General features: G+C 52.0%; 3 protein-coding genes and 1 pseudogene. 2 read left to right on the top strand and 2 right to left on the bottom strand.

The window, feature by feature from the left end; translation table 11 throughout:
- Nucleotides 1-70: 70 nt before the first annotated feature.
- A pseudogene (locus tag DV027_RS16760) lies at nucleotides 71-553 on the bottom strand (transporter substrate-binding protein); the annotation flags it as partial.
- Between the two features lie 205 nt (nucleotides 554-758).
- Here DV027_RS16760 and DV027_RS16755 point away from each other — a divergent pair.
- Together DV027_RS16755 and DV027_RS16750 are read left to right on the top strand one after the other, a co-directional pair.
- A complete protein-coding gene (locus DV027_RS16755; RefSeq protein ID WP_130732952.1) occupies nucleotides 759-4,103 on the top strand; it encodes a hybrid sensor histidine kinase/response regulator in 3,345 nt (1,114 codons plus the stop codon).
- Nucleotides 4,100-5,002: a response regulator transcription factor gene (locus tag DV027_RS16750; protein ID WP_130732951.1), complete on the top strand. Its 903-nt coding sequence runs from the start codon at nucleotides 4,100-4,102 to the stop codon at nucleotides 5,000-5,002. Before DV027_RS16755 ends, DV027_RS16750 begins: the two co-directional genes overlap by 4 nt.
- A 36-nt stretch (nucleotides 5,003-5,038) precedes the next feature.
- On the opposite strand, the gene DV027_RS16745 is transcribed toward DV027_RS16750, so the two are convergent.
- Nucleotides 5,039-6,049, bottom strand: a complete 1,011-nt coding sequence (locus DV027_RS16745) for a formamidase (protein ID WP_130732950.1) — start codon at nucleotides 6,047-6,049, stop codon at nucleotides 5,039-5,041.
- Between the last annotated feature and the right edge of the window lie 576 nt (nucleotides 6,050-6,625).

The raw sequence follows: 6,625 nt of genomic DNA, 5'->3' as shown, positions 1-6,625 counted from the left end.
AATTTCTTTTGTGCAAAACAGACTTTTTCATAATCTAACCCGATGTACAACCCTTCTGTGAGATTTCCGCGTCGAGCCCTTCATAGAAAGTAGGGTAATATAACAGACCGTTATACTGCTCAAAAACTGGCAGCACCGCCTTGCGCGAAGCCGATGTCCAGCATCCAAAAACCGATGCACATTTATCGTTTTCCAGCAGTTTCCGTGCCTTTTCGGCAAAAGTGGGCCAGTCGCTGGCACCATCTTCCTGAATATACTTGATCTTGCGGCCCAGGACGCCGCCCGTTTCGTTGATCTGGTCGATCGCCAGCTTTTCAGCCTCGACCGAACCCGTTTCACTCAATGCCATCGTGCCGGTAATTGAATGAAGAATTCCTACCGTTACACTATCGTCCGTAACGGCCAGCCCGGATGTGTTGACCGATGCCGTAGCGGGTGTATCCGCCGAAGCCAGACCGGGAAAAATCATCCCCAACGAGAGCATGGACATGCCACCCAGCAGCTGGCGCCTGCTTGCGACATAACGGGATGGGGGAGTTCTTTTGTCTGACATGGCGCTTCTTTCCTTACATTCACCCGTGGGGAAACTGTATGAAGTGACGCCTGCCAGTTTCATGAAATGATGCTGCCCAACCATACGTCGATTGACGTACGGCACCTGCGTATCTGGCGGGTTCCGGGCCTGGAAATGTTCCGGTATAATAACCTTTCGCAAGTCACTTTCCTGAGTCCCGGCTGCCATCAAGGAAAGAGCATCCATGCCGCCACAGCAGCGCATTATTGGTTCCCGACGCGATTACAACCGGTGGGTTGCCAACGAAACACTGGAAGATTATGCGCTGCGCTTTACACCCCGTAGCGCACGCCGCTGGTCCATACTGAGCGTTGCCAATACGGCGTTTGGCGGCGTGTCCTTTCTGGCCCTTGAAATGATCGGTGGTTTTGCATTCCTGCATTATGGCTTCACAAATGCTGTGATCGCCCTGGCGCTATCCATATTCCTGATTTTTTTCCTGAGCCTGCCCATCAGTTATTATTCATCAAAGTATAATATAGATATAGATCTGCTAGCCCGAGGGGCGGGGTTTGGCTATATTGGCTCTGCATTGACCTCGCTCGTCTATGCATCCTTTACATTCATATTCTTTGCTATCGAAGGCATGATTCTGGCAGGCATGCTGAATACATGCTTCCATATCCCGTTATCCATGGGATATGCCCTGTCCGCGCTTGTCGTGATACCGATCGTCATGAACGGTTTCACGCTGATCAGCCGTTTCCAGAAATGGACGACCGCCATCTGGCTGGTCCTGCAGCTCGCGCCGTTTGTCGCCATGATGTGGCACAGTCCAGGCCGCTTCAGTGAATGGGTACACACCCCCTTTGCCCCCGCCACCGCGTTGGAGCCGATACTTGCAATCGGTGGGGCCATGTCACTGATCTTTTCCGTCATTACACAAATTGGCGAACAGGCGGATTTCCTGCGGTTTCTACCGACCCCACACACATATCGACAGCATATCGGATGGTGGACCGCCATTCTGGTCTGTGGCGCAGGCTGGATCTTTCCCGGCGGGCTCAAGATCCTTGCCGGCATGTTTCTGGCATGGCTTGTGCTGGGGCATGGCCTTTCGCCAGCAGACGCCCAGGAACCGACGACCATGTACCTGCTGGCATTTCGGGAGGTGACCTCAAACCCGCCCCTTGCCATGGGGCTTGCGGCAATGTTCATCACGCTCTCGCAAATCAGGATCAATATTACCAATGCCTATGCCGGCTCCATTGCATGGTCCAATTTCTTCTCCCGCATGACCCATAGCCATCCAGGCCGGATTGTCTGGCTCGTGTTCAATGTCGGCCTTGCACTTCTTCTTATGGAAATGGATGTTTATGCGACTTTTATAAATATTCTTCTTATCCATTCAAACATCGCCGCCTCATGGATTGGTGCCCTGACAGCGGACCTGGTCATTAACAAGCCGCTGCGCATCAGCCCGCCAGGCATCGAATTCCGGCGTGCCTATCTATATGACATCAATCCTGTAGGGGTGGGCGGCATGACCGGGGGGTTGATCCTTGCCGCCCTGGCGTGGAGCGGGGTACTCGGCGCGACAGCCGCGGCCTTCTCTCCCCTGCTCGGGCTGGCGGGGGCATTCATTCTGGTTCCCATGATCGGATATATGACCACAGGCCGCTACTACCTGGCCCGCAACCCCATGAAGCTCGCGCCGGGGCAGCCGATACTGCGTACATGCGTGATCTGCCAGAACACGTTTGAAGCAGAAGACATGGCACGGTGCTCCGTCTATGCCGGGTTTATCTGTTCCCTGTGCTGCACCCTGGATTCCCGCTGCCACGATCACTGCAAGCCGTCAGCAACCCGCATGCCGCAACAGTTTGCCCATATTGCCCATCGCATCCTGCCGCAGTCGGTCATGTCCCACATCTCTCCCGTCATGGCGCTTTATATATGTATCATCATGATCCTCATGGCGGTGTCGGCCCTTGTCCTGGGCAGTCTTTACTGGGCTATCTGGCAGCACTCCCCTGCTGAGGCGGCTCAGGTCAAAATCATATTCTGGAAAGTTTTCCTGTTCCTTCAGCTTCCCCAGACAGTGCTTGCCTGGTTTCTTGCCCTGCGACATCGCAGCTACCTGGCATCTGAACATGAAAACCGCTACCAGACCCGATTGCTGAGAAACGAGATCAGGGCCCATCGCCGTACGGATGCGATGCTGAAAAAAGCCAAGGATCGGGCGGAAAGCGCCAATCTGTCCAAAAGCCGCTTCATGGTTGGCGTCAGCCATGAGATACGGACCCCCCTCAATTCCATTCTCGGCTATGCTTACCTTCTGGAGCACCGCATGCTGGCACCCGGGCGCCAGCAGGAAGGGCTCAAGGTCATCCAGCGCAGCGCGGAGCATCTGAGCGGCCTGGTGGAAGGACTGTTTGATATATCGAAAATCGAAGCGGGCCGTCTGGATATTCTGCGTGAGAAGATCAACCTGCCTGAATTCCTGCGCCATCTGACCGGCATGATGGAATTCCAGGCCACGCAGAAAGGTCTCTCCTTCATATGCGACATACCTGAAAACCTGCCCCGATATGTTTACAGTGACCAGCGGCGATTAAGGCAGATTCTGATCAATCTTCTTTCCAATGCCATAAAATTCACAAAGCATGGTTCTGTTTCTTTCAACATACGTTGGAATCTTGAAATCGCTACCTTTGAAATCCGCGATACGGGCATAGGCATTCCGGAAGAAGACCGGGAACGTATTCTTGAACCCTTCCAGCGTGGCAGCATGGCAACTGCCAGCAGCATAGCCGGTACGGGGCTGGGCCTGACCATAACACAATTACTGGTGCAAATACTTGGCGGCGATCTGAAATTCACCAGCAAAGTGGGGGTCGGCACAACCTGCCGGGTCCGACTTATGCTTTCAGAAGCCCTTACTGATGAAAAAATAACGCCGGCCGTTTCCATGCCCGCGCATCACGGCAGCCAGAAGCCCCGTATATTCGTGGTCGATGATGATCCCATTCACCGAGGACTGGTTACCGACATTCTCGAGCCATTGGGTTTCGTGATCTATACGGCAACAAACGGCGCAGAATGCCTTGATACCGCGCGGCATGTCCCCATCGATCTGTTTCTTCTGGATATCATGATGCCCGGTATGAACGGATGGGAACTTGCACACAAGATCCGCCATGACATTAATCCCCATGCTGTCATTCTTATGGTGTCAGCCAACAGGATATCCCGGGTTTCTTCTTTTCATGACCGGCTGTGCGATGGCATGCTGTACAAGCCTGTTTCGATACCGGAATTCGTTGGCAAGATCGAGGCACTCTTGAAAAGCAGGAAGTCAGCAGCGCCATCTTCCCTTCGCCCGATGTCATCTCGAAAAATTCAGAAAAAAGACATTGAAGAACTCCGGCGACTGGCTCAGATTGGTTACATAAGCGGAATATTAAAATTCCTTGATCAGATTGAAACCGCACCTTCATCCGATATTGAAATCCTTCGGAAAATGGCGGGTCATTTTGATATTCAGAAATTACTATCCTTTCTGAATACATACGAGACAGAGGCATGACAGGGATCATACTGGTTATCGACGATGCGCCGGATAACCTGGCGCTCATATCCGATATTCTTGAAAGTGGGCAATACACGCCTCTCGTCAGCACTTCCGCCGAACAGGCTTTTTCCATCCTGCCGCAGATAGAAGTAGATCTTATCCTGCTTGATGCAGTCATGCCGGGAACAGATGGCTTTCAGGCCTGCCAGCAAATAAAAAATCAGGCACAGTATGCCCATATTCCCGTTATCTTCATGACAGGACTGTCGGAGCAGCAGCACATTGTGCAGGCATTCAATGCCGGGAGTGTGGATTATATCATTAAACCGGTACAGCCCGCGGAACTCCTGGCCCGGGTCCGGACGCATCTGAAGAATGCGCGCAAGGCCCATCATGCCTTTCGGGCTCTAAACTTTTCCGGGCGGCATTTCCTGGCCACCGATCCTGCCGGTCACAGCCTGTGGTTTACACCCCATGTGCCGGCAATGCTGGAATACACGTTGCATGAGGGCGCTCCCGCCCTGCCTGGCGACATGCAGAAATGGCTTCTGAACTGCATCAGTCAGCCTGATCAGGTAGAATCGCAATTTTTTTATTCCTCGCGCAAGGAAGGAGAAAACAGCATCACCCTGTCCTTTATGGGGCAGCAGAAACCGGGAGAATTTCTGGTTCGCCTGGCCGTTACGGATGCAAATCGGAACAGGGAAATTATTCAGAAAACATTAAAACTGACTGCCAGAGAAGCTGAAGTCATAATCTGGCTGGCACAAGGAAAAACCTATCGTGATATTGCAGATATACTTTCCATCAGTCCACGCACGGTCAACAAGCATCTCGAACAGAGCTATGTCAAAATAGGCGTGGAAAACCGCGCCTCTGCTACCGCCCGGGTGTTGCAGGTATTGCAGAAATAAAAAATGCCGGCTGTTGAACAGCCGGCATGAACAAGGTCATTTTTTAGGCATCGGCCCGAGTTTCACACCTTCGGGATAGTATTTCCATCCATCCCGGATACGGACTTTTTCATCCCAGGGCAGTTTGTACTGACCTGCTGCCAGATCCGTCACCCATGTCAGGTAATTGGCACGTTCGCCCCCCGGTTTGCCTACGTAGGCACGGCACCCAAGGTTGAATATATTATTTTCAAGAGCCCAGTTTTCACGTGCCTTGTCAGACAGTCGCGGAAAGAGTTCCGCCGTCACGATTTCCCATGGATTGCGCTGCCCCTGCTGAATGACATTTCCATCATAGTTGCAGACCGTACCTTCACCGAAATAGTAGAATACATTGTCATACCCGGCCAGATTAACCGATATGGTATACATGAGATTCTGCCAGGCATTGGTCCTGTTTGTCCATATCCACTGGTCATTTACCTGGGTGGAATATCCTGAAATACGGATATAGACGTTTGCACCCTTATAAGCCGCTTCACGCGCCAGTTCCGGGAACATACCATCGTGGCAGATACATACGGCCAGCTTCGAACCCTTGGGACCGTCGCATACTGGCATACCAAGATTGCCGGGTGACCACGGCTCGATAGGCACCCATGGCTGCAACTTGCGGTAATGCAGTGCTATTTCGCCATCAGAATTGATGATTATTGCTGTATTATACGGCGGCAGGGACGGATCTTCGTTCTTTTCCATCAAGGAAAATACGCCCCAGACATCATTTTCCCGACATGCCTGGCGAAAACGACCGATTTCCGGACTTTCCAGCGTAAGGAGCATTTCATCATAGGTCCAGATGGCTGTATTGAGTCCCTGAGTCGAATATTCCGGAAAAACGATAAGATCGAGATCAGGGTAACCCGCCTTGGTAGAAGCAACCGCACGACATATCTGGTCAACCTGTGTCTGAATATCTTCAGGACCCTTTACAACCGGAACAGGGTACTGAATCAATGCAACAAGAAGGGCTTCTTCCCATGCACTTACACTGCCAGTGCTACCCATGAGTATCTCCTCTAGACTATTGAAAGCTGTATTGCCTTAAAATGGCGACTTTCGTGACGAATAGGGAAAGGGTATTTGTCTTTCCTGTATCATGATTTTCTAATCATTTAAAAAACAATGACATACGTCGTTTAACGTACTGTTTTAAACGGTATTTCTGTCAGGAAACCAATCAGGCGTCGCACCAGCTCCGCTGCCTGCGCTGCAAATACAACCTGTGGGATGCACGCTGCTACGGCAGATTATATCAAGGTCGAGGGGCCTGTTAGGCCTTGATATAGTCTGGTGTTGTAGCGCTGAGGATGCCGCAGTCTTCTCATATCGGATCACGACAGCCCGCCACTCCTTGAGCCCTTCCCGCAGGTTTTCGGCCAGATACCAGTAGTCTGTAAGCCCATTTGGGACTGGCAACTTCCGGATCATTCTTCCTTGGCAGAATGACAGGACGCGCCCCCCCGGTCCCAGAGATCTTCACGGAATTTGTGCGCGGCATACCCACGTGTGAGTGCTGGTTGTAATCTCCCCAAATGTGCTGGTTGAAAATTCCCCAGTTTGAGAACTGTGCGTGATCGTCAT

Origin of the sequence: Komagataeibacter xylinus (genome assembly GCF_004302915.1) — a bacterium.
GTDB classification, from domain to species: domain Bacteria; phylum Pseudomonadota; class Alphaproteobacteria; order Acetobacterales; family Acetobacteraceae; genus Komagataeibacter; species Komagataeibacter xylinus_C.
Note: the sequence above shows the minus strand (reverse complement) of the source record. Positions and strands in the feature narration are given on the sequence as shown.

Coding starts and splice junctions, on each gene's coding strand:
- DV027_RS16745 (WP_130732950.1), bottom strand. CDS start 6,049: ATGGGTAGCACTGGCAGTGTAAGTGCATGGGAAGAAGCCCTTCTTGTT.
- DV027_RS16750 (WP_130732951.1), top strand. CDS start 4,100: ATGACAGGGATCATACTGGTTATCGACGATGCGCCGGATAACCTGGCG.
- DV027_RS16755 (WP_130732952.1), top strand. CDS start 759: ATGCCGCCACAGCAGCGCATTATTGGTTCCCGACGCGATTACAACCGG.